This window comes from Acidovorax sp. BoFeN1 (genome assembly GCF_003345135.1).
GTDB classification, from domain to species: Bacteria; Pseudomonadota; Gammaproteobacteria; order Burkholderiales; family Burkholderiaceae_C; genus Acidovorax; species Acidovorax defluvii.
Genome location: NZ_QOZT01000070.1, coordinates 1 through 21,349, shown reverse-complemented (window position 1 = coordinate 21,349; position 21,349 = coordinate 1). Strand labels below are relative to the sequence as shown.

General features: G+C 66.0%; 16 protein-coding genes and 1 other RNA gene. 9 read left to right on the top strand and 8 right to left on the bottom strand.

What is annotated here, in order from left to right; translation table 11 throughout:
• Positions 1 to 244: 244 nt before the first annotated feature.
• The 4 genes from DTW89_RS14555 to dnaX all read right to left on the bottom strand — a co-directional run bounded on the left by DTW89_RS14555 (position 245) and on the right by dnaX (position 3,949).
• Positions 245 to 667, bottom strand: coding sequence for an MAPEG family protein (locus DTW89_RS14555; RefSeq protein ID WP_114656467.1), 423 nt, complete (start codon positions 665 to 667; stop codon positions 245 to 247).
• A gap of 80 nt (positions 668 to 747) precedes the next feature.
• Positions 748 to 1,338: a recombination mediator RecR gene (gene recR, locus DTW89_RS14550; protein ID WP_024814690.1), complete on the bottom strand. Its 591-nt coding sequence runs from the start codon at positions 1,336 to 1,338 to the stop codon at positions 748 to 750.
• Between the two features lie 273 nt (positions 1,339 to 1,611).
• Positions 1,612 to 1,944: a YbaB/EbfC family nucleoid-associated protein gene (locus DTW89_RS14545; RefSeq protein ID WP_024814689.1), complete on the bottom strand. Its 333-nt coding sequence runs from the start codon at positions 1,942 to 1,944 to the stop codon at positions 1,612 to 1,614.
• Between the two features lie 49 nt (positions 1,945 to 1,993).
• Positions 1,994 to 3,949, bottom strand: coding sequence for a DNA polymerase III subunit gamma/tau (dnaX, locus tag DTW89_RS14540; protein ID WP_114656466.1), 1,956 nt, complete (start codon positions 3,947 to 3,949; stop codon positions 1,994 to 1,996).
• 271 nt (positions 3,950 to 4,220) lie between these two features.
• On the opposite strand from dnaX, the gene ffs reads away from it, so the two are divergent.
• The 4 genes from ffs to DTW89_RS14520 all read left to right on the top strand — a co-directional run bounded on the left by ffs (position 4,221) and on the right by DTW89_RS14520 (position 6,837).
• Positions 4,221 to 4,317: signal recognition particle sRNA small type (gene ffs / locus DTW89_RS14535), an RNA gene on the top strand.
• Between the two features lie 69 nt (positions 4,318 to 4,386).
• Entirely contained in the window at positions 4,387 to 4,602 is a 216-nt protein-coding gene (locus DTW89_RS14530; RefSeq protein WP_147277664.1) for a hypothetical protein, read from the top strand.
• Positions 4,603 to 4,724: 122 nt separating this feature from the next.
• Entirely contained in the window at positions 4,725 to 6,221 is a 1,497-nt protein-coding gene (locus DTW89_RS14525) for a L,D-transpeptidase family protein (RefSeq protein ID WP_114656464.1), read from the top strand.
• 49 nt (positions 6,222 to 6,270) lie between these two features.
• Positions 6,271 to 6,837 carry a YcbK family protein gene (locus DTW89_RS14520; RefSeq protein ID WP_024814685.1) on the top strand — a complete coding sequence of 189 codons (567 nt, stop codon included), beginning with the start codon at positions 6,271 to 6,273 and terminating at the stop codon, positions 6,835 to 6,837.
• Positions 6,838 to 6,987: 150 nt separating this feature from the next.
• Here the strand turns inward: DTW89_RS14520 and DTW89_RS14515 are convergent, their stop codons facing one another.
• Genes DTW89_RS14515 through DTW89_RS14505 form a run of 3 tightly spaced genes read right to left on the bottom strand, consistent with a single transcriptional unit; the run spans position 6,988 to position 14,452 of the window.
• Positions 6,988 to 8,340: a TIGR03862 family flavoprotein gene (locus tag DTW89_RS14515; protein ID WP_114656463.1), complete on the bottom strand. Its 1,353-nt coding sequence runs from the start codon at positions 8,338 to 8,340 to the stop codon at positions 6,988 to 6,990.
• 36 nt (positions 8,341 to 8,376) lie between these two features.
• The gene (locus DTW89_RS14510; protein ID WP_236637155.1) at positions 8,377 to 11,910 is read right to left on the bottom strand and encodes a UvrD-helicase domain-containing protein; all 3,534 of its coding nucleotides are present in this window, start codon (positions 11,908 to 11,910) and stop codon (positions 8,377 to 8,379) included.
• Positions 11,903 to 14,452, bottom strand: coding sequence for a PD-(D/E)XK nuclease family protein (locus DTW89_RS14505; RefSeq protein ID WP_114656462.1), 2,550 nt, complete (start codon positions 14,450 to 14,452; stop codon positions 11,903 to 11,905). The genes DTW89_RS14510 and DTW89_RS14505 overlap by 8 nt, the downstream gene beginning before the upstream one ends.
• Before the next feature lie 109 nt (positions 14,453 to 14,561).
• Between DTW89_RS14505 and trxA the strand changes: the two genes are divergently transcribed.
• The 5 genes from trxA (at position 14,562) to DTW89_RS14480 (ending at position 20,112) form a co-directional block, all read left to right on the top strand.
• On the top strand, positions 14,562 to 14,894 hold the full coding sequence (gene trxA, locus DTW89_RS14500) for a thioredoxin TrxA (protein WP_024814681.1): 333 nt from the start codon (positions 14,562 to 14,564) through the stop codon (positions 14,892 to 14,894).
• A 259-nt stretch (positions 14,895 to 15,153) separates the two neighbouring features.
• Positions 15,154 to 16,416: a transcription termination factor Rho gene (gene rho, locus DTW89_RS14495; protein ID WP_024814680.1), complete on the top strand. Its 1,263-nt coding sequence runs from the start codon at positions 15,154 to 15,156 to the stop codon at positions 16,414 to 16,416.
• A 264-nt stretch (positions 16,417 to 16,680) separates the two neighbouring features.
• The gene (locus DTW89_RS14490; RefSeq protein WP_024814679.1) at positions 16,681 to 16,938 is read left to right on the top strand and encodes a type B 50S ribosomal protein L31; all 258 of its coding nucleotides are present in this window, start codon (positions 16,681 to 16,683) and stop codon (positions 16,936 to 16,938) included.
• Positions 16,939 to 17,041: 103 nt separating this feature from the next.
• Entirely contained in the window at positions 17,042 to 18,745 is a 1,704-nt protein-coding gene (locus DTW89_RS14485; RefSeq protein WP_114656461.1) for an ArnT family glycosyltransferase, read from the top strand.
• Positions 18,745 to 20,112 carry an MATE family efflux transporter gene (locus tag DTW89_RS14480; RefSeq protein WP_114656460.1) on the top strand — a complete coding sequence of 456 codons (1,368 nt, stop codon included), beginning with the start codon at positions 18,745 to 18,747 and terminating at the stop codon, positions 20,110 to 20,112. The genes DTW89_RS14485 and DTW89_RS14480 overlap by 1 nt, the downstream gene beginning before the upstream one ends.
• Here DTW89_RS14480 and phoR read toward each other — a convergent pair.
• The coding region (gene phoR / locus DTW89_RS14475; protein WP_114656459.1) for a phosphate regulon sensor histidine kinase PhoR at positions 20,027 to 21,349 on the bottom strand (1,323 nt) is incomplete at its 5' end. The two genes, DTW89_RS14480 and phoR, sit on opposite strands and share 86 nt — an antisense overlap.

The following is a 21,349-nucleotide window of genomic DNA, read 5'->3' as shown; positions in this document are numbered from 1 at the left end:
CCCGCCCCCCCACCCGGCACCTGCGCCCAGGAGGCGTTGGTGCACGCCGCTACTGCCGACAAGGCAGACAGGGCACCGAAGGCACGGCGGGTGACAGGAGGAAAATCCATGAGGGAAAGTTGACCGGAGGTAGACAGGAGCAATTGCTGCAATGCAACAATCGTGCCCCAGCACCTGGGTGGGCGCATCAGGGTCCAACCCTGAGGATTTCTACGTACTTCGGCAGGCCGCAGCCCGCACGCTTTTAGCGGTAGCCGATGAAGAAAATCGCGATATTCACCATGAAACCCGCGCCCCAGACCATGCTGCGGGCCTTGGGCATGTCGGAGACATACATCATGATGTAGAAAATGCGCAGCATGACGAACAAGAACGCCAGGATATCGAGCAAGGTCTGCCCTGCCCTCAACTGGTGCGCAATGATGACGGCTACCATAAAAAACGGCAGCGCCTCGAAACTGTTGGCCTGGGCTGCGTTGGCGCGGGCATGCCAATCGGTCTGGCGGGCCATCCAGGCACGCGGGTCGTGGTTGTCATAGCCACCCTCGCGGCGCGGCTTGCCAAAGCCGCCGCTCTTGGCCAGCCAGGCGCACACCAGGGGCAGCAGCACGGCGACGAAAACGCACCAGTAGGCCACCGTGAAACGCGCCACATGCAAGGAATTCATTTTTGCCCTTAGACGGATCTAGCGCAGCACCGACAAGCGCTGTCCGCTATTAATTCGGGAGTATTCTAGCGACCAAAGGGCTATCGGCGGTCTACCAGTGCATGGGCGATGGTGCCCAGGTCGACATACTCGAGTTCGCTGCCCACGGGCACGCCCCGTGCCAGCCGCGTGACATGCAGGCCCCGGCTCTTGAGCGTCTCACTGATCACATGGGCCGTGGCCTCTCCCTCAGCGTTGAAGTTGGTGGCAAGGATCACCTCCTGCACCACGCCGTTGGAGGCGCGCTCCATGAGCTTGTGCAAGCCAATTTCCTTGGGACCGATACCGTCAAGCGGGCTGAGCCGCCCCATCAACACAAAATACAGCCCCTTGAAGGCGCCCGTGCGCTCCAGCGCCGACTGGTCCGCCGGTGTCTCGACCACGCACAGCCGCGTCGCATCCCGCTCCGGGTCCAGACAGGTGCTGCAGATATCGTCTTCGGTGAACGTGTGGCAGCGTGCACAGTGATGCACGTTCTGCACCGCATGGTGCAGCGCCATCGACAAGGCCTCTGCCCCATCGCGGTCATGCTGCATCAAATGAAACGCCATGCGCTGCGCAGATTTGACCCCCACCCCCGGCAAACGGCGCAGCGCCTGGATCAAGACTTCAAGGGCGTTGGTGGAGGACATGGGTGGGCAGGCAATCCGGGTGACATTGGGAGGTGTATGCGGAACCAGGCTTCGTCAAGCTCAGCCCGACCGATGGAGTGTTGCAGCCCCGGCTTGATTCAGCCCGAACGAGAGTGAGAAAAAAATCTCCCCGCCTTCACACCCCACCCTCAAGGGCGTAGCGAGCGGGATGAGCTGCTAGGCGGACGGAGCGCAGCCACCGGAACGTACTTGCAGTACGTGAGGATTCCAAGCACCGCCCAACGACGCAGATCGCCCGCTCGGTAGCCAGCCTCAGAACGGGAATTTCATGCCGCCGGGGAGGCCTGGCATGCCTTGGGTGAGCTTGCCCATCTTCTCCTGCGAAGTCTCCTCGGCCTTGCGCACCGCTGCATTGAACGCAGCCGCCACCAGGTCTTCCAGCATGTCCTTGTCTTCGGCCAGCAGGCTGGGGTCGATGGTGATGCGCTTGACATCGTGCTTGCAGGTCATCAGCACCTTCACCAGGCCAGCGCCCGATTCGCCTTCCACCTCGATGAAGGCCAGTTCGTCCTGGGCCTTCTTGAGGTTGTCCTGCATGGCCTGGGCTTGCTTCATGAGGCCGGCGAGTTGTCCCTTGTTGAACATGGTGTGGTTTCCTTTTCAGTTTCTGTTGAATGGGTTGAATGGTGGTCGGTCATGCAGGCTTGATGCTGCCCGGCACGATTTTCGCGCCGTAGTCGCGCACCAGCGACTGCACATAGGGGTCGTTCATCACGATGTCTTCGGCCACGCGCTGGCGCTCGGCGGCGGCGGCGGCATTGCGGCGGGCGGGGCTATCAATCACCACGCCCAGTTCCACGCTGATCTGGCTGGCATGGCCCGCAGCATCCAGTGCGGCGCGCAGGCGCTCGCGGGCCTGGGGCTGGTTGAGCGATTCGCGCTCGACGCGCAGCAGCCAGTGCCCGGCATCGCGCGCCACCAGCTGGGACTGCAAGGCCAGCTCGCGCACCAGAGCGGTAATGGCCTCGGCCGCCACCAGCTGCTGCACGGTGCTGTGCCACACATCGCCTTCTTCGGTGGGGGTGTAGCGGGCCGAGGCCAGCACCGGTTTGGAATGCGCATGGGGCTGCAGGCGCGCACCGGGTTCTGGTGACACACGCACGGGAATCGCTACGAATTCAGGAGCTGCTTGCGCTTGCCTCGATTGGGCTGCAGGCTGTTTTTCCTCAAACTCATTGCTGCTGCGCACGGGCAAGGCAGTGGCAGCGGGCATGGCGGCCACCGCAGCTGGTGCCTGCGGGGACTGCACAACCGGCTGCGCGACAGGCTCTGCTATTGAATAAGTAGCTGACTGCGCTTGCGGGACGGGCGCTAGCGCCTTTTTTTGTTCATATACGGGCTGCGTGAGCGCCTCTTGCGGCTGCGCCTTCGAAGGGCTTGGCGCGACGGGTGCGACACCTGCCGCAGCGGTGCGGGGCCCTGGTTCAGCCGCGCCGGGAGGCGCTTCAGGCGGCGTCAGAGTTTTTTTTTCAGCCGGTTCGCCGCTGGGCTTGAAGGCCAGCAGACGCAGCAGCACCATGGTCAGCGCTGCGTATTCATCGGGCGCCAGGCCCAGCTCGCCGCGCCCATGCAGGCACAGGCTGTAGAGCAGCTGGGTTTCATCGGCTGGCATCAGGGCTGCGAGGCGCGCGGTTTCTGCCGCTTCGGGGTCATCGGCGTCCACCGCGCCCGCCATCTGCGGCACGGCCTGGTAAACGGCCATGCGCTGGAGCACGGCGCTCATCTCTTCCAGCGTGGAGGCGGCCGACAGGCCATTGAGGCGCAGCGTGTCCGAGGTTTCCACCACGGTTTTGCCATCGCCCTGGGCCAGCGCATCGATGAGCCGGAACACATACGAGCGGTCCACCGCCCCCAGCATCTGGCGCACGGCGGCTTCCTGCAACTGGCCGCTGCCAAAAGCAATGGCCTGGTCGGTGAGCGACAGCGCATCGCGCATGGAGCCCCGCGCCGCGCGCGAGAGCAGGCGCAGGGCTTGGGGCTCGGCGGATACGTTCTCGGAGGCCAGCACCTGCGTGAGGTGCGACAGCACGGTTTCGGGTGCCATGGGGCGCAGGTTGAACTGCAGACAGCGTGAGAGGACGGTGACAGGCACCTTCTGCGGGTCGGTCGTGGCCAGCACGAACTTGAGGTATTCCGGCGGCTCTTCGAGCGTCTTGAGCATGGCGTTGAACGCCGTGTTCGTGAGCATGTGCACTTCGTCGATCATGAAGACCTTGAAGCGGCCCTGCACCGGCTTGTAAACCGCCTGTTCCAGCAGGCTCTGCACCTCGTCCACGCCCCGGTTCGATGCGGCATCGAGCTCGGTGTAATCGGGAAAGCGGCCACTGTCGATGTCCGTGCACGCCGAGCACACGCCACACGGCGTGGCCGTGATGCCGCCCTGCCCGTCTGGTCCCTGGCAGTTGAGCGACTTGGCAAGGATGCGCGACACCGTTGTCTTGCCCACACCGCGCGTGCCGGTGAACAGATAGGCGTGGTGCAGGCGCTGCTGCGTGAGCGCGTTGGTGAGGGCCTGCACCACATGCTCCTGCCCCACCATTTCGGTGAAATTGCGGGGGCGGTACTTGCGGGCGAGCACGATGTAGGACATGCCGGCGATTCTACGGCCCGTGACCTGTTGGGTTTTGGTGCGGCTCCCCGCAACCTCTTACGCCTTCCGCCACCCGACACTGGCGCGCAATATGCAAGGGATGCCGCGCATGGGCCGCCTCGCCGCGGCGACTTCGTCCCCCTTCCCCTGTGAATCGCGAGAGAAAGGGCTGAAGACTGCGGCCCCGAGCCTGCCTGGACAGCCTGAAGATCCCCGCCTCTGGCGGCGGGCACCGAACGGCGCAGCCATTCAGGGGGTAGAATCTCATCCTGACGGGCCTCCCCGCATGGTGAAGCGGCCAACCGGGTCAGGTGGGGAACCAAGCAGCCCTAACTGTGGAGCCAGTGCCGGGGGTAAGGCTCGTCAACTTATTTCAGATAATGCGACAGGCAGGGTTGCCCAAACCCTGACGCCACCACACAACCGACGAGGTGCCCGTGTTCGCAGAAAACTTCAATCCCCTGGCGGCCCTGGCCGTTGCCAAGTGCCCCCGCTGCCACGCCACAGGGCTGGTGGAAATCGACGGAGAAGCCCATGACAAGGCGCCGGAGACCGACAAGCATCAAGCCAAGTTTCACGTCAATGCCAGTCTCTACGCACAGTGTCCGGCCTGCGGCCTGGTCGGCGAGTGGCCCGGAATGAGTGACCATTGACAACGATGCGTCGTGTTTGCAGCCCCTTGCTGGTTATTTCGTCCGCCTTGCCCCGCTGCCCTGGAACCCCTGCGAATCTGCGCACAGCGTTGCTGGCGCTATGGCTTGCAGTGTTCCCCCCCATGCTGGGCGCCACACCCTGGCTGGTGGATGGGCGCCCCGCGCCCGCCGCGCAGCAGGCCGTGAACATGCTGGCGGCGGCCGCCGCCGAAGGTCTTCAACCCGAGGATTACCAGGCCGCATGGCTGGCACAGGCCGTGGCGGGGGCGGCCCAGGGCCCCGCGTTGGGTGCTGACGCTGCGCTGCAGCTCGAAGACGCGCTCACCACCGCCGTGCAGAGCTACCTCAGTGACCTGCGCTCGGGTCGGATCGATCCGCGCCAGATTCACCAGAACTATACCCCCACAGCGCTCCCGGTCTCCGCGCCCGCCACTGCCGTGCAGGAAGCTATCGCACCGCCCCCCGCACTGGCCGATGCCGTGCGTGCGGCCACACCCAAGGTGCCGCTGTATGCCAGCCTGCGCGGCGAGCTGGCCCGCTACCGGGCCCTGAGCAATCCTGCCGCCTGGGACACGCCCCTGCCGCCGCTGCCAGGCCGCAAGCTCGAACCCGGCCAGGCCTGGGCGGGCCTTGCGCAGTTGACGCAGCGCCTGGTGGTGCTGGGGGACCTGCCACCGGACGCACAGCCCCCCGCCCTCTACGACGAAGCATTGCAAAACGGCGTAAAGGCCTTTCAGGAGCGCCACGCCCTGGCCACCGACGGCGTGATCGGCAAGGGCACGCTGGATGCGCTGGCCGTTTCGCCCGCGGCCCGCGCACACCAGATCGCGCTGGCCATGGAGCGCCTGCGCTGGACGCCCCTGCTGCGCGGCCCCCGCATGATCGTGGTCAACATCCCCGAGTTCATGCTGCGCGCCTACGAGGTGCAAGACGGGCGGGTATCGCTGCAACTGGCCATGAAGGTGATCGTGGGCAAGGCCCTGGACACCCGCACGCCGCTGTTTGACGAGGACATGCGCTTCATCGAATTCAGCCCCTACTGGAACATTCCGCCGTCCATCGCGCGCAGCGAAACCATTCCCCGGCTGCGGCGCGACCCCGGCTATCTTCAGCAGCAAGGCATGGAGTTTGTGGGCGCCAATGGGCAGGTGCACACCACGCTGGCAGCCGAGCACCTGGACGCCGTGCTGCGCGGGCAGATGCGCATCCGCCAGCGTCCCGGGCCAAAAAACGCGCTGGGCGACATCAAGTTCGTGTTTCCCAACAACAACCATATTTACCTGCACCACACGCCCGCGCCGCTGCTGTTCCAGCGCGACCGGCGGGATTTCAGCCATGGCTGCATCCGCATCGAAGACCCTGTGGCGCTCGCCCGGTTTGTGTTGCACAACGATCCTGCCTGGCCCGAACCACGCATCCGCGAGGCCATGGCCCGCGGCCAGTCGGCCACGCTGCGCCTGGCCGATCCGCTGCCTGTGGTGATTGCCTACAGCACCGCCATCGTCAAGCAGGGAAAGACACACTTCTTTGCCGACCTGTACGGCCAGGACAAGTTGCTCGACCGGGCCCTGCGCCAGCAGTCCGAACAGCGTCGCCTGCGCGCCAGGCTCGGCCTGTGAGCCACTGCACAATGTACAAACAGGTTTCACCGATTTTTTGGGACATGCCATGACACAGCCTCTTGCCCCCCTGAAACCCGGCCGTCGCCGTTTCCTGGGCACGGGCGGCCGCTGGCTGATGACCGGGGCCCTGCTGCCGCTGGCGCAGCCCGCCCTGGCCAGCCTGCCCGGTGCGCGCAGCCTGGCGTTTGACCACACCCACACCAGCGAACGCCTGGCCCTCGTGTATGCCCTGGGCGAGCAGTTTCTGCCCGAGGCGTTGACCAGTCTCAACCACTTCCTGCGCGACCATTACAGTGGCGAGGCGGGTCTGATGGACCCCCGGTTGTTCCACCTGCTGCACCAGATCCGCCAGGAATTGCGGGTGCAGCAGCCGTTCCAGGTGATCTCCGGCTACCGCAGCCCTGCGACCAACCACACCCTGCGCACCACGCGGGGCGGTGGTGTGGCCAAGCGCAGCCTGCACATGGACGGCAAGGCCATCGACGTGCGCCTGCCCGGCGTGCCGCTGGCCGACTTGCGCGATGCGGCGCTGTCGCTGGGCATGGGCGGCGTGGGGTTTTACCCCCGCGAGCAGTTCGTGCATGTGGACACGGGCCCGGTGCGCCGCTGGTAGGCCTGGTCGCCAGCCCCATCAACGGCTCAACGCGGTCATGTCAGGTGCGAGGTGACTGCGCCTGCGATGGGCCCGTCCGGCACCGGTGCGGGCGCATCGTCTGCCCCCGCATCGAATGCTATATTTTTAATAGCTATTAGCGCTTTACCATCAAGCGCCAGAGCCCAAAAACGCCAAAACCCCGCGCCCTGCCTGCACGCCGCTGGCCAGACTGGCTGTGAGCAGGTAACCACCGGTGGGCGCCTCCCAGTCGAGCATTTCGCCGGCGCAGAACACGCCGGGCGCGGCAGTGGCCATCAGGTGCTCATCCAGCGCCTCGAACGCCACACCGCCCGCCGTGCTGATGGCCTCGTCCAGCGGACGGGTGGCCACCACGGTGATGGGCAATGCCTTGATCGCGTGGGCCAGCGCCACCGGGTCGTTCATGCCGTCCTTGCCCAGGTGTTCGTACAAAACGCCCGCCTTGATGCCATCCAGCCCCAGACGGCTCTTGAGGTGGCTGGACAGCGAGCGTGAGCCACGCGGGTGGCGCACCTCGACCAGCACACGCTCGGGGCTGTGGTCGGGCAACAGATCCAGATGGAACGTGGCGTGGCCATGGGCCTCGATCTCGTCGCGCAGCAACTGCGATGCGGCATAGACCAGGCTGCCCTCCACCCCCGTGGCCGTAACGACAAACTCGCCCCGCCGGTTGAAGCTGCGGCCCTGGCTGTCGGTGAAGCTGAGCGCCACGGTCTTGAAAGGCTGGCCGACAAAACGCTCGGCAAAATGCGGCGACCAGCCCACTGCGGGTGTGGGCGTGCGGCCGATCAGCTCCTGAAAAAACGCACGGCGGGTTTCACCCACGGGCGCATCAGCCCGCAACACATCAAAGCCACAGTTGGACGGACGCAGCGGCGCCACGGCCACGCCGCGCTGTGCCAGCAGCGGCACCCAGGCGCCGTCGGACCCCAGGCGTGCCCAGCTGCCACCGCCCAGCGCCAGCACCACCGCCCTGGCCGTCACCTGCACCTCGCCTGCAGACGCGGCAAAACGCAACGCACCGCCATCGGCCCAACCCAGCCAGCGGTGGCGCATGTGGAACTGCACACCCTGCGCGCGCAGGCGCTGCAGCCAGGCGCGCAGCAGGGGCGCGGCCTTCATGTCGGCCGGGAACACGCGGCCCGATGTGCCCACGAAGGTTTCCACCCCCAGCCCCTGCGCCCAGGCCCGCACCTCGGGGCCACCAAACGCCCGGATCAGCGGCTCGATCTGCGGCTGGCGCCCGGCATAGCGGCTGGCAAAAGGCTCATGCGGCTCGGAATGCGTGAGATTGAGCCCGCCCTTGCCCGCCAGCAAAAACTTGCGGCCCACCGAGGGCATGGCATCGAACAGGTGCACGGCCACACCGGCCTGCGCCAGCACCTCGGCCGCCATCAGCCCTGCCGGGCCGCCGCCCACGATGGCGACGTCGCAGCGCACATGGGAGGCCACATCAGGAGTCAGGTCGGAAGGAGCATTCATGAGAAAACCTTTGAATCAATCGAAAACGCGCAGCGTTCAGAACAGCGAGCCCTGAACAGCGCTCTGAGATGGGCCACCACCTGCGCCGTCCATGCCGGGCGCGGCCGGTGGCGCGTGTGTGGATGCCGCCGCAGTGGACTGCGCAGCGGGGGCGAGAGTATGCCGCACGCTCCCCGCCCCCTGCCCGGTGCCCGCCACCAGGGCACCCTCGTCGGCGCTGCCGGCATCGCCATGCACGCGCACCATGCGCCCGTCGCCCGTTAGAAAGGCTGCCCACACGCGCTCGCCAGGAACTTGCCCCGACACCGCCGCACGGTAGCGCTGCAACTGGGCCATCAAAGCGGGCTGGCGCTCGGGCTCGGCGGCACTTTTGTAGTCCAGCACCCACCAGCCCGCGCGCTCGGGCGGCTGGTGGCAGTGCACCAGGCGGTCGATGCGCAGGCTTTGGCCCTGGTAGCGCAGCGGAGCTTCGTTGATGGTGGTGTCCACCATGGTGGCATCCCAGGCCCAAGCGCCCTCGCCCGCCAGAATGCGCTGGGCGGTCTGGGCGGCAGTGCGCGCGGCGCCCACGGTGATGTCAAAGTCCTGCGCCAGCCGCGCCACGCGGGCCGCGGGCCAGCCCTGGGTGCGCAGGTCGGCCAGCGGGGCCCCCGCTACACCGGCCTGCTCCAGCAACTGGTGCATGGCCTCGCCCAGGCGTGATGATGGGGTGGACAGGGATGCCCCGGAGTCGGCCGCATCCAAGCCTTCGTCCACACCCTCGGCCACGGCACGGGGTGCGGCACGCAAGTGCGCCGGGAGCACGGGCAGCTCGGCCAAGGTGAAATGGTCGTGCGCCCCGCTGGCAACCGCATCACCGTCGCCGCCAGGCACCTCAGCCGCGCCCGCCACGCCCAGCAGCTGCGCATCCGCCAGCAGCGGCTCCAGCCGGTTCCACCAACTGCCCGGCGCTGACACGCTGGGCAACACGGACGACAACGCCAGGCAGTGTTTGGCGCGCGTCATGGCCACGTAGAGCATGTTGAGTTCTTCGCGCTGGCGGGCCTGTTGCTCGGCGGCCAGGGCGGTTTCGGCGCTGGGGGGCGGGCTCGATTCGCTGGCCAGAAAGACAAAACCTGCGGGCTCGGTTTTCTCGCCGGGCCAATCGACCAGCACGCCCATGGTCTCGGCCTTTTGCGGGCGGGTGTCGGTGTCCAGCAGCAGCACGCAGCGCGCCTCCAGCCCCTTGGCGCCGTGCACGGTGAGCAGGCGCACGGCCTGCGCATCCACCCGGCCGGGCGCGCGCACGCCGCCCTTTTTCATGGCGCGTACAAAGGCATAGGGCGTCAGGTAGCGGCCGCCATCGTGCTGCAGCGATGCCGCCAGCAGCGCGCGCAGGTTGGCCAGCACCGCCATGCGCTGCGCGGCCGGGGCGGCTGCGGCAAACCGGGCCAGCACGTCGCCATGCTGGTAGATGGCGTGCAGCGCATCGTGCGGCGGCAGAGCATCCACCCAGGCCTTGTATTGAGTCAAATTGGCCGCTAGCGCTTGTGCACCAAGCGCTAGTAGCTCACTTTTTTGAAGCAAATCGAACCAGCTGGTGCCCGCGTGCTCTGGCTGGCGACGCAGTGTGGCCAGGGCCACCAACAATTCGTCGCCCATACCAAACAGCGGCGACTTGAGCGCACGCGCCAGTGAGAGGTCGTGCCCGGTGGAGACCAGTGCATCTAGCAGCGCCACCACGTCCTGCACCTCGGGTGCGTCAAACAAATCGGCCTTTTCGGGCTGCACGCAGGGCAGGTGCAGCGCGCGCAAGGCCTCTTGCATGGCGGCGAGCCGGTCGCGCTTGCGGGCCAGCACCAGCACTTCGTTGGGCGGCGTGCCTGCGGCGATTTGCGCGGCCACCCAGGCGGCGGCCTGTGTGCATTCACGCATGCGCTGGGTTTCTTCGGGCTCATGGCGCGGCTCGGTCAGGCTGTCGCGCCAGGCCAACGGGTCGGCGCTGCCACCACCGGCGCTATCCGGGGGCAGGATGGCGGGCAGGCGCAGCAACACGCCGGGGTCTTTGGATTCGGTGGTGTGATCGCGGAACCCGCTGGTCTCGCCCTGCGCCTGGGCCGCGCCCATCACGTGGTTCACGGCGGCGATCAAGCCCGTCGCGTTGCGGCGCGTGTGGTCACAGCTGAGCAGGTCGCCACCCAGCCCGTCGCGCACAAAAGCCTGTGCGGCAATGAACACCTGTGGCTCGGCACGGCGAAAGCGGTAGATGCTCTGCTTGGGGTCGCCCACGATGAACACGCTGGGCGCGGCCGCTCCACCGCCCGAGCCCGCATAGCCCGACAGCCAGGCATGCAGCGCCTGCCACTGCAGCGGGTTGGTGTCCTGGAACTCATCGACCAGCAGGTGGCGGATGCGCGCATCCAGGCGCTCTTGCACCCAGCCCGAGAGGATCGGGTCAGCCAGCATGACCAGCGCGGTGCGCTCCACATCGTTCATGTCCACCCAGCCATGCTGGTGCTTGACGGCGGCAAACTCCGCAATCAGACAGCGCGCCAGCCGGGCCATGCGCTGCTGGTGCTGCCAGGCGTCGTGCTGGCGGCGCGCGGTGAGCAGGCGCTGCAGCTCGGGCTCGGCCTCCTGCGCGGCGGGGAATTTTTCGAGGTTCTTGGAAAGGCGGTCTTCCTTGGCGACGAACATGGCCTTGCGCAACAGATCGAGGCGCAGGTTCAGGTCGCTACAGGCCAGCGCATCGATGATGGCGTCGGCCGCCTTTTGCGGCGTCTTGTTGGACTCGGCCCCCAGCGCCTTGGCGCGGGCCAGCCAGCGCTGGTGGCAGGCGTCGCTCTGCAGCGCGTCGGCGGGCTCGTTGAAAGCGGCCAGTTCCGGGCAGTGCACCTGGAACGGCGGCACCGAGGCATCGACCACACCCGCCCCATCGGCCAGGTCAAACTCCACCCGCTTGGACAGCGCCGCTGCCAGCGCCTTGTGGGTTTGCGAACGGCCATGGCGGGCCACCACGGCCTCGTAGTCGGCGCGCTGGCTGGCGCTGGTGGCAACGGCGTGCAGGAACGGGCCCCACACCTCGCGCACGGCCTCGGCATCGTCTTCAAGCAGCTCAAAGTTGGCGGGCAGGCCCTGCGCCTGCAGCAGCGCCAGCGGGGCCGTGCCGAGCAGCGCGGCAAACCAGCTGTGGAAGGTGCGGATCTGCACCGGGCGGCCGCTGGCCAGCATCTGGCGGTATAAATTTTGTAGCGCCTCGCGCTTATCCAGAGCGCGCTCGGGGCTGATTCCCCTTGCAACCAGCTCACGCGTCAGCTCATCCAGCGGCGCTTCAGCAAAGGCCTCCAGCCATTCCTGCAGGCGCTGGCGCATTTCGCCCGCCGCCTTCTTGGTGAAGGTGATGGCCAGAATCTCGTGCGGCGCGGCACCGTCGAGCAAGGCCCGCAGCATGCGCGAGACCAGCATCCAGGTCTTGCCCGCGCCCGCGCAGGCTTCCACCGCCACGCTGCGCGCGGGGTCGCAGGCGATGGCGTAAAACGCCTCGCGTGAGACGGGCTGGCCGTTGTGTTCGTACGCGGCTTGTTCAGTCATTCCAGAAGTCTTTTCGGCAAAGGCCGCGCGCGGCGCAGTAGTCGCACACGGCGCCCTCGCCCAGGGCGGGCATCGGTGCACCTGCTGCAATGCGAGCGAAGTCGTGCTGGATGCCTTCGACCAGCAGGTCGCGCAGGTGCACCACCTCGTCCTGTTCGTGCATCTGCGTCTCGCCGCGTTCACCCACATTCACGTAGGCGGCGCGCAGCGTGTCGTGGCTCAGCAAGGCGGCGTAGAACGCGAGCTGGGTGTCTTCAGCGCCCGCGCCAATGCGTTTGCGCGTGACGGTATCGTTCTCGGTCTTGTAGTCGATGACCAGCGGCGTGGGCTCACCGGTGGACGAGACGGCATCGATGCGGTCGATGGTGCCCACCAGCTGCAGGGCGCCCAGCGGCTGGGTGGTCTGCACCTCGGCCTGCCGGAAATGCCCCCCGGCCTGCTCATGCTGCGCAAGCCAGCGCAAATAGCCATCGCGCACCTGCGGCCAGCCTGCGGCGAACGGCAAGAAATCGCCCTCTCCCAGGCCTTGCTGCCGCGTGACGGCTTGCGCCGCGCTGTCCATGCGGGCCACGCGGGTGGCTGCGTCGTCCGTCGGGTGGGCCAGCAGTTCCTCATGAAAGTGCTGCAGCACCGCGTGCAGCCAGTTGCCAAAGTCGCGCTTGTCCACTTCAGCCGCCAGTTCGTCGGCCTCTTGCAGGCCCAGCTGACGCAGTGCAAAAAAGCGGTAGGGGCAATGCCGCAGGTCGGAGTACGCGGTGGACGACAGGCGCACCACCGGCAGCGCGCTGCCATCAGGCAAGGGCCGCGCTGTGGGGTGGGCCACGACCGCGCGCTGGCTGCGGCCATCCGCGCCCTTGCTGGCCGTGCCATCGAGGTGCAGCGCCAGCACCAGCGCGCTGGCCAGCAAGGGCTCACCGCCTTCGTCGCCCGTGCGCCAAAGCACATCCACCGCCGGTGTCTGCAGCGCGTACTGCCACGCGGCGCGCTGTGCGGCTTCCAGCGATTCGCGCGTGGGCAGGCCCCAAGCCTGGCGCTGCGCCTGGGTCCAGTCGCCCAGGGGCTCGGGCGAGGGCTGCAGGCGTTTTTCATCGCAGCCAGGCAGCACCAGCGCGGCAAACGGCCGGGCCAGCAACTGGGGCATGGGCAGAACAATCACCGGCGCATCACCTTCCAGGGCGGGGACAAAACGCGCGGCCTCCAGCACCTCGTTGGCCCAGCGGGTGAACTCGGCAAGCGACATGCGGCGTCCCGCGCTGCTCCAGTCCTCCAGCTCGGCCTCCTGGCCCGCCTGCAGGCGCAGCGCCGTCAGCACACGGGCGCCTGCGGCATCCGCCTCCAGCAACGGCCATTGGCCACTGGCCATCAACAGGGCACGCAAGGCCTGCAGCCACTGCGCCAGAGCGCGCGGCGCACGCAGGCCCTCGCGCCAGCCCTGGGCCAGGGCCACGCAGGCGGCCAGGGCGGGCTTGTCCGCCCAGTCGCGCGCAGCAGCGCCCGTCCACGAGGCCACTGCGGTCTTGCGCAGCGCACGCTCCAGGGCATTGAGGGCCGACGACTCGATCAGCGGCGTGTGCTTGAGCCAGTCCAGAACCTCATCGGCCGATGCATTCCAGGCGCAGGCCTTGAGCGCGGCCATCAATTGCGAGGCCGCCCGCGTGGTGGAAAGCGTCCAGCCGTTTTCATCGCGCACCGCCACGCCACTGCTGGCCAGGTGCGCGCCAATGCGGCGCGTGAGGGCGCGGTCGTTGGCCGCCAAGGCCACCGGGGTGCGGCCGGCCACCACATGGGCCAGCACACAGGCAGCGGCGCACTGGGCTTCGTCTTCGGCATCCTGCGCCGCGTGCAGGGCGATGTGGGCGGAAACCGCGCCATCCGTTGCCGCAGGCGGCAACGCCAGGGCCGCCGCCTTGTCGCCCCAATGGGCCTGCAGCGCCTGCGCCAGAGGCTCCACCTGAAAACCTTGCAGCACCACCAGGGCATCCACCGACTGGAGCACGCCAGGCTCGAACAACACATCGGTGGCGTGGCGCGAGGCCAGCACCCATTCCAGCGCAATGCGGGCCAGCACGGCCTCAAACCTCAGGGTCGAGCCCTCGTCGGGCGCGGGCAAGAGGCTGCGTGCCTGGATGCCCCAGGCCTCGCGCTGCGCAGGCGCAACGGCCGCCACTGCAGCCGCCAGCTGGGTGGCCGCCTCTTGCAGCGGCACCGCCAGCACATCCCGTTGCGCGGCCAGACCGGCCCGATCGAGCAAAGCGCGCGCCGTGAGGGTGTCGCGCGCCACATCCCCGGCCAGATCATCGCCCAGCGGCACAAAGGCCGCCAACTGGCGGGCCCAGTTGCGCGTGGTTTCAAAGCGGGGCGTAAATCCGTCGGCGTGGTGCAAGGCCCAGTAACGCTGCGCCCATGGCATGAGCTGCGCATAGGGAACCAGCACCACCGTGCGCGCAGGATGGGCCGCCAGCCCGTGCAGGTGCGCCTGCACCTGTGCCAGCACGCGCAGCCACAACGCCGCGCATTGATCGCTTTTCGCTATGACTGTCATAGCGTCGCAAGGCGCGGCCACACCGGTGAACGTGGGATTGGTTTCTGTCACAATGCCCAGACTTTAAACGTACACCGGTCGCAACCCGCTCAAAATCAAGGAATCCGCAATGGCCAGCGAACTCATCAAACATCTCTCTGACGCCAGCTTCGAAGCCGATGTGCTCAAGGCCAGCACCCCGGTGCTGGTGGACTACTGGGCCGAATGGTGTGGCCCCTGCAAGATGATTGCCCCCATCCTGGACGAAGTGGCAGGCACCTACCAAGGCAAGCTGCAAATCGCCAAGATGAATGTGGACGAGAACCGCGAGATTCCCGCCAAGTTCGGCATCCGTGGCATCCCCACGCTGATGCTGTTCAAGGACGGACAGCTCGCCGCCACCAAGGTGGGCGCCATGAGCAAGGCCCAGCTCACCGCATTCATTGATCAGCAACTGGCCTGATTCCGGACTGCCTGCCAGCGCCCTGGTTTCGGGGGCGCTGGCCAGGTCAAGGCCCTGTTTGTTTTTTGCCTGACACCGCCATCGTTGTGCATCGCGGTCGGCACGGATTTTTTTCCTGTCATAATTTCACCAGATCACCGGCTTGCACGCATTGGCAACCGGTTCGAGATCCCCAGGCAAGCCGGGGCTGCAAACAGCGGCTCTCCCAGCTTCCGCCTCTCCCCCAAGATTCACACCAGCTCCGCCAAGGAGTCACTCCATGCACTTAAACGAACTCAAGGCACTGCATGTGTCTGAAGTCCTGAAGCAAGCCGAAGAACTCGAAATCGAAAACACGGGCCGCATGCGCAAGCAGGAGCTGATGTTTGCGATCATCAAGAAGCGGGCCAAGACCGGGGAACAAATCATTGCCGACGGCGTGCTGGAAATTCTGCCCGACGGTTTCGGCTTTCTGCGCAGCCCCGACACGAGCTTCACGGCAAGCACGGACGATATCTACATCAGTCCCAGCCAGGTGCGTCGTTTCAACCTGCACACCGGCGACATGATCGAAGGTGAAGTCCGTACACCCAAAGACGGTGAACGTTACTTCGCACTGAACAAACTCGACTCCGTCAACGGTGGCTCACCGGAGCAGAACAAGCACAAGGTGATGTTCGAAAACCTGACGCCCCTATTCCCCAAGGAGCAGATGCGCCTGGAGCGCGACGTCAAGAGCGAAGAGAACATCACCGGCCGCATCATTGACATCATTGCCCCCATCGGCCGTGGCCAGCGCGCACTGATCGTCGCTCCGCCCAAAAGCGGCAAGACGGTGATGATGCAGCACATCGCCCACGCCATCACGGCCAACAACCCCGACGTGCACCTGATGGTGCTGCTGGTGGATGAGCGCCCTGAAGAAGTGACCGAAATGCAGCGCACGGTGAAGGGGGAGATCATCGCCTCCACCTTCGACGAGCCCGCCGCCCGCCACGTGCATGTGGCCGAAATGGTGATCGAGCGCGCCAAGCGCCTGGTCGAGCTGAAGAAGGACGTGGTGATCCTGCTGGACTCCATCACCCGCCTTGCCCGCGCCTACAACAACGTGGTGCCGTCATCCGGCAAAGTGCTGTCGGGTGGTGTGGACGCCGCCGCACTGCAGCGCCCCAAGCGCTTCTTTGGCGCGGCGCGCAAGGTCGAAGAAGGCGGTTCGCTCACCATCATCGCCACGGCGCTGGTCGATACCGGCAGCCGCATGGACGAAGTGATCTTTGAAGAATTCAAGGGCACGGGCAATTGCGAAATCCACCTGAACCGCCGCCTGTACGAAAAGCGCGTGTTCCCCGCTATCGAGCTCAACAAGAGCGGTACACGCCGCGAAGAGTTGCTGTTGGCGCCCGAGATCTTGCAGAAGACCCGCATCCTGCGCCAGTTCATGTACAACATGGACGAGATCGAGTCCATGGAGCTGATGATCAAGAACATGAAGGCCACCAAGAGCAATGTCGAGTTTTTCGACATGATGCGAAGAGGCGGGTAAGCCCCCAGAGCCGCCACCGGCGTCATCCCCCCAGGGGGGGGCGCCACCGGTGGCCTGGCAGAGCCAGTTCCACGGTGGCAGTGGCATGAGCGCGGCTCGAAGTTAAGCGCCACGGGAAAAGTGGCGCAGCAATCCACCCAAAATGACGTCAACCGCGCCTATGCCATAATCGTGGGCTTTTTCTGCGGAAAGTACGCTGGATGTTTCACGAGGCAAAGGTTGCCTCGGGTCCCGCACGGCTCCCGCACTTGACAAGGATTGATCATGAAAGAAGGCATTCACCCCAACTACCGCGAAGTTCTGTTCGTGGACCTGTCCAACGGTTTCAAGTTTGTGACCCGCTCTTGCGCGAACACCAAGGAAATGGGCAAGACCGACGACGGCCGTGAGCTTCCCATGTTCAAGCTGGACACCTCCAGCGAATCGCATCCTTTCTATACCGGTACGCAAAAGTCCGTGGACAACATGGGCGGCCGCGTGGAGCGTTTCCGCAACCGTTTCGGCAAGACTGCAGCCAAGTAATTCGCCGCATTTCCGCCAAGAAGGCAGCACGGGCAACCGCGCTGCCTTTTTGTTTGGATTTGCCTTTATTCTCGGCAGTCAGCCATTGCCCTTCCTCTGACGCGTGAACTCTCCCACCCCCGCCATCGTTACCCAGAACGCCGCTCGCCCGCTTCCCCGCTGGGCCTTGCTGTTGCTGTGCCTGGCTTATGTCGTGCCGGGCTTTGTGGGCAGGGGCCCCTGGAAGAACGCCGATGTTGCGGCTTTTGGCTACATGCAAGAGCTGGCGCACGGGCACACCGCATGGCTGCGGCCACTACTGGGCGGCATGCCCCCCGAAACCGACGGTCTGCTGCCGTATTGGCTGGGCGCCTGGGCCATCCAGATCACACCCGATTGGCTAATGGCACCCGAAATGGCGGCGCGACTGCCGTTCATGGCGCTGCTGGTGCTGACGCTGGCAGCAACCTGGTACGGCGTTTACTACCTGGCGCGCAGTCCGGGTGCCCAGCCGGTGGCGTTTGCCTTTGGCGGCGAGGCCAAGCCCTCGGACTACTCCCGCGCCATCGCCGATGGCGCCTTGCTGGCCCTGATTGCCTGCCTGGGTCTGGCACAGCTTTCGCACGAAGCCACGGGCTATCTGGCACAGCTTGCATGCGCAACATTGATCTTCTTTGCCGTGGCCACCTTGCCCTATCACACCGTGGCACCGGCCGTGGCCATGGTGGTGGGCATGGCGGGGCTCACACTGGCCGGCGCGCCCGCACTCGCCACCTTGCTGGGCGTGGGCAGCATCGCGCTGGTGGCTTTTGCTCCGGCCACCCCCTCTGAGCGGCGTCTGCGCTGGGCGGTGATGCTGGCCATCGTCACGGTGCTGGCGGCCATGCTGGCGTGGCAACTGGATTTGTGGCGCTGGCGCCTGCTCGACACGGCCACCCAGGGCAAAGAGTTCAAAAGCCTGGCGCGGCTGCTGCTGTGGTTCGGGTGGCCTGCATGGCCCATGGCCGCCTGGACGCTGTGGCGCTGGCGCAAACAGCTGTTCAACCGCCAGGTGCACCGCCACCTGTGGCTCCCCCTGTGGTTCTCAATTGTTTCGGTGGGCGCCACGCTCACCACACAACCGGCAGACCGGGCCCTGCTGGTGGGCTTGCCGGCCATCGCCACACTGGCGGCATTTGCGCTGCCCACATTCCGCCGCAGCATGGCGGCGCTGATCGACTGGTTCACTTTGCTGTTCTTCAGCATCTCGGCCCTGGCCATCTGGGTGATCTGGTTTGCCATGCAGACAGGCGTGCCGGCAAAGCCCGCAGCCAACGTGGCCAAGCTGGCTCCGGGGTTCACGCCCGAGTTCTCATGGCTCGCGCTGGCGGTGGCACTGGCGGCATCGCTGGCCTGGTGCAGGCTGGTGTGGTGGCGCGCGGCGCGCAACCGCGCCGCCATCTGGAAAAGCCTGGTATTGCCTGCCAGCGGGGCGGCGCTGGGCTGGCTGTTGCTGACCACCCTGTGGCTTCCGCTGCTGGACTACGCCCGCAGCTATGCCCCCCAGGCGAGCCAACTCGCATCCGCACTGGGCCCCGAACCGGGCTGCGTGCAGATGGTTGGCCTGAGCAGGGCCCAGGTGGCCGCGCTGCAATACCACGCCAGCCTGCGCCTGCAGCCGGCCAGCAGGACCACCGACTGCCCCTGGCTGGTGGCAGACAACGAAGCATGGCCAGCGCCCGAAAATCTGGTGAACCCTGACCTCTGGACACGGGAAGCCACCATCGGTCGCCCCACCGACAGGAAAGAGTTCATCTTGCTGTTCCGGAGAGCAGCATCGCCCGACTGATGTCGGAGTCGTCCATCATTTCCCGCCACGCCCTGACCGTGCTGACAGGGCAACTGGCCGTAATGGCCTTTGGCGTGACCGACACCATCGTGGCCGGACGCCATGGCGAAGCCTCCCTGGCGGCTCTGTCGGTGGGCTCGGCGATCTTCATCAGCGTCTATGTAGCCCTGATGGGGATCTTGCAGGCCCTTATGCCCGTCTGGGCCGAACAGCGGGGCGCGCGCAACCCCGGTGCCATCGGAAAATCGCTGCGCCAGGCACTTTACCTGTGTGCTGTGGCATCGGCAGTGGGCATGTTCATCCTGCTGTCGCCCGGTCCGCTGTTGCGCTGGACCGAAGTGCCACAGGCATTGCGCGCCGAGGTGGGGCAATACCTGGCGGTTCTGGCCCTGGCGCTGCCGCCCGCCCTGCTCTTTCGCATTTACAGCACACTGAACCAGGCCATTGGTCGCCCGCAACTGGTGACCTGGCTTCAAGTGGGCTCGCTGTTCATCAAATTGCCGCTGTCGATATGGTTCACCTTTGGGGGCGCAGGCCTGCCGGCGCAAGGCGTTGTGGGCTGTGCATGGGCCACATTCGTGGTCAATGTCAGCATGCTGGTGCTGGCGTTCTGGCTGCTGCGCACCCAGGACCTCTACGCACCACTGCGCATCTGGCAACGCATGGAACGCCCCCATTGGCCCACCATCCTCGGCTTTGCCCGACTGGGCGTTCCTGCGGGGCTTGCCATCCTGGTAGAAGTGACTTCGTTCACATTGATGGCCCTGTTCATTGCGCGCCAGGGCACCGTGGCCACCGCAGCACACCAGATCGCGGCCAACGTGGCGGCCGTACTGTACATGGTGCCACTGTCGCTGGCCATTGCCACCAGTGCGCGGGTGAGCTATTGGCTGGGGGCTGGCAACACAGCCCAGGCCCGCGGCATTGTTTTTATAGGTTTTAGGCTTTCAGCCCTTATGGGTGTTGCGCTAGCAGCTATATTATTAATAGCAAACGAGGCCTTGGCAGGCCTGTATTCCAGTAGCGCCGCCGTGGTGGGCGTCACCGGCGGGCTGCTGCTGTGGGTTGCGGCCTACCACGCTGCCGACGCCGTGCAAACCCTGTGTGTCTTTGTGCTGCGCAGTTATCGCGTCACCATCGCACCCCTGGTGGTGTATTGCCTGTTGCTGTGGGGTGCCGGACTGGGCGGTGGCTATGTGCTGGCGTACCATGGGTTTGGCCCATGGGCGCCCATGGGGTCTCCGGCGCCGTTCTGGGCGGCCAGCGCGCTGGCGCTGGCCATCACGGCAGGGCTGTTTGTGCTGATGCTGTGGGTTGCAATCCGTCCGGCAGCGCAGGGCGACGAAGCCGGTTCGCGGGAAACGTGACCGAGAAGACCGATCCCTTGCCGAGCGCACTGGTGATATCGAGCGTGGCGCCATGGCGCTGCACTGCATGTTTGACGATGGCAAGCCCCAGGCCTGTGCCACCTGTTTCCCGAGACCGGCTGCGGTCCACGCGGTAGAACCGCTCGGTGATGCGCGGAATATGCTCTGGCGCAATGCCTGGCCCGGTGTCGCTCACGGAAAAAATGGCGTTGCCGTCGGCCGTGTAGCGCCACTGCACGGTGATGGTGCCCCCTGCAGGTGTGTAGCGCACGGCATTGCTGATGAGATTGGACAGCGCGCTTTGCAACTCGGACGGCACGCCGGCAATATCGCCCGCGGCACGCAAATCCTGCGCAGCAGGAAACTGGAGCACATGGTGACGCTGGTGGTTTTGCGTCAACACGGCCGAAAGGGCCCGACTCTCTTCTTCACAACGCTGCATCAGGGCCTGCACCGGCGTCCATTCGGACATGCCCGGCAAGGGGCTGCCCTCCAGGCGCGAGAGCGTCAGCAGATCGTGCACCACGCTTTGCATGCGCGCCGCCTGCTGGGCCATCATCGCCAGATACCTGGCACGCTCTTCTGCGTCCAGTTGCAGGGTTTGCAGGGTTTCCACAAAACCGGTGAGCACCGTGAGCGGTGTGCGGATTTCGTGCGAGACATTGGCCACGAAATCACGGCGCATGGCGTCGGCCTGCTCCAGGGCCGTGACATCACGGGTCAGCAGCAGCTTGCGGCCGTCGCCATAGGGATGCAGGTGCACCGAAATGCGCACAGGCCGCGATGGCGTGCTGTCCCGACCCTGCAGCACTACCTCGTGGGTGAAGTTCTGGGCGGCATAGTAGGCGCCGAAATCGGGGTCCCGCACCAGGTTGCCAATGGACTGCATGACATCGCGCTGGGCATCGAACCCGAGCTGCGCCGCCGCAATCTGGTTACACCATTCAATGCGCCCCTCAGCATCGAGCAAGACAACGCCGTTGGGCGTGGCCTGAAGCGCCGCCAGAATTTCCTGCAGGCGCTGGTCGCTGTCTCTCACCTGCGCCTGGTGCTGGCGCAGCAGGCGCCGCGCCCGGTCCGTGGCCTCACCCCACATGCCAAAAATGGAGGGCACCGCTGACAGGTCACCCGAACGCAGCCACTGCAGCACACGCGCGCCCCGCCACAAATCGCCGCCAAACCAGAACCAGGCGGCCACCGCAGCCCCTGCCGCAGCCCCCCAGGGGCCCTCCAGCCA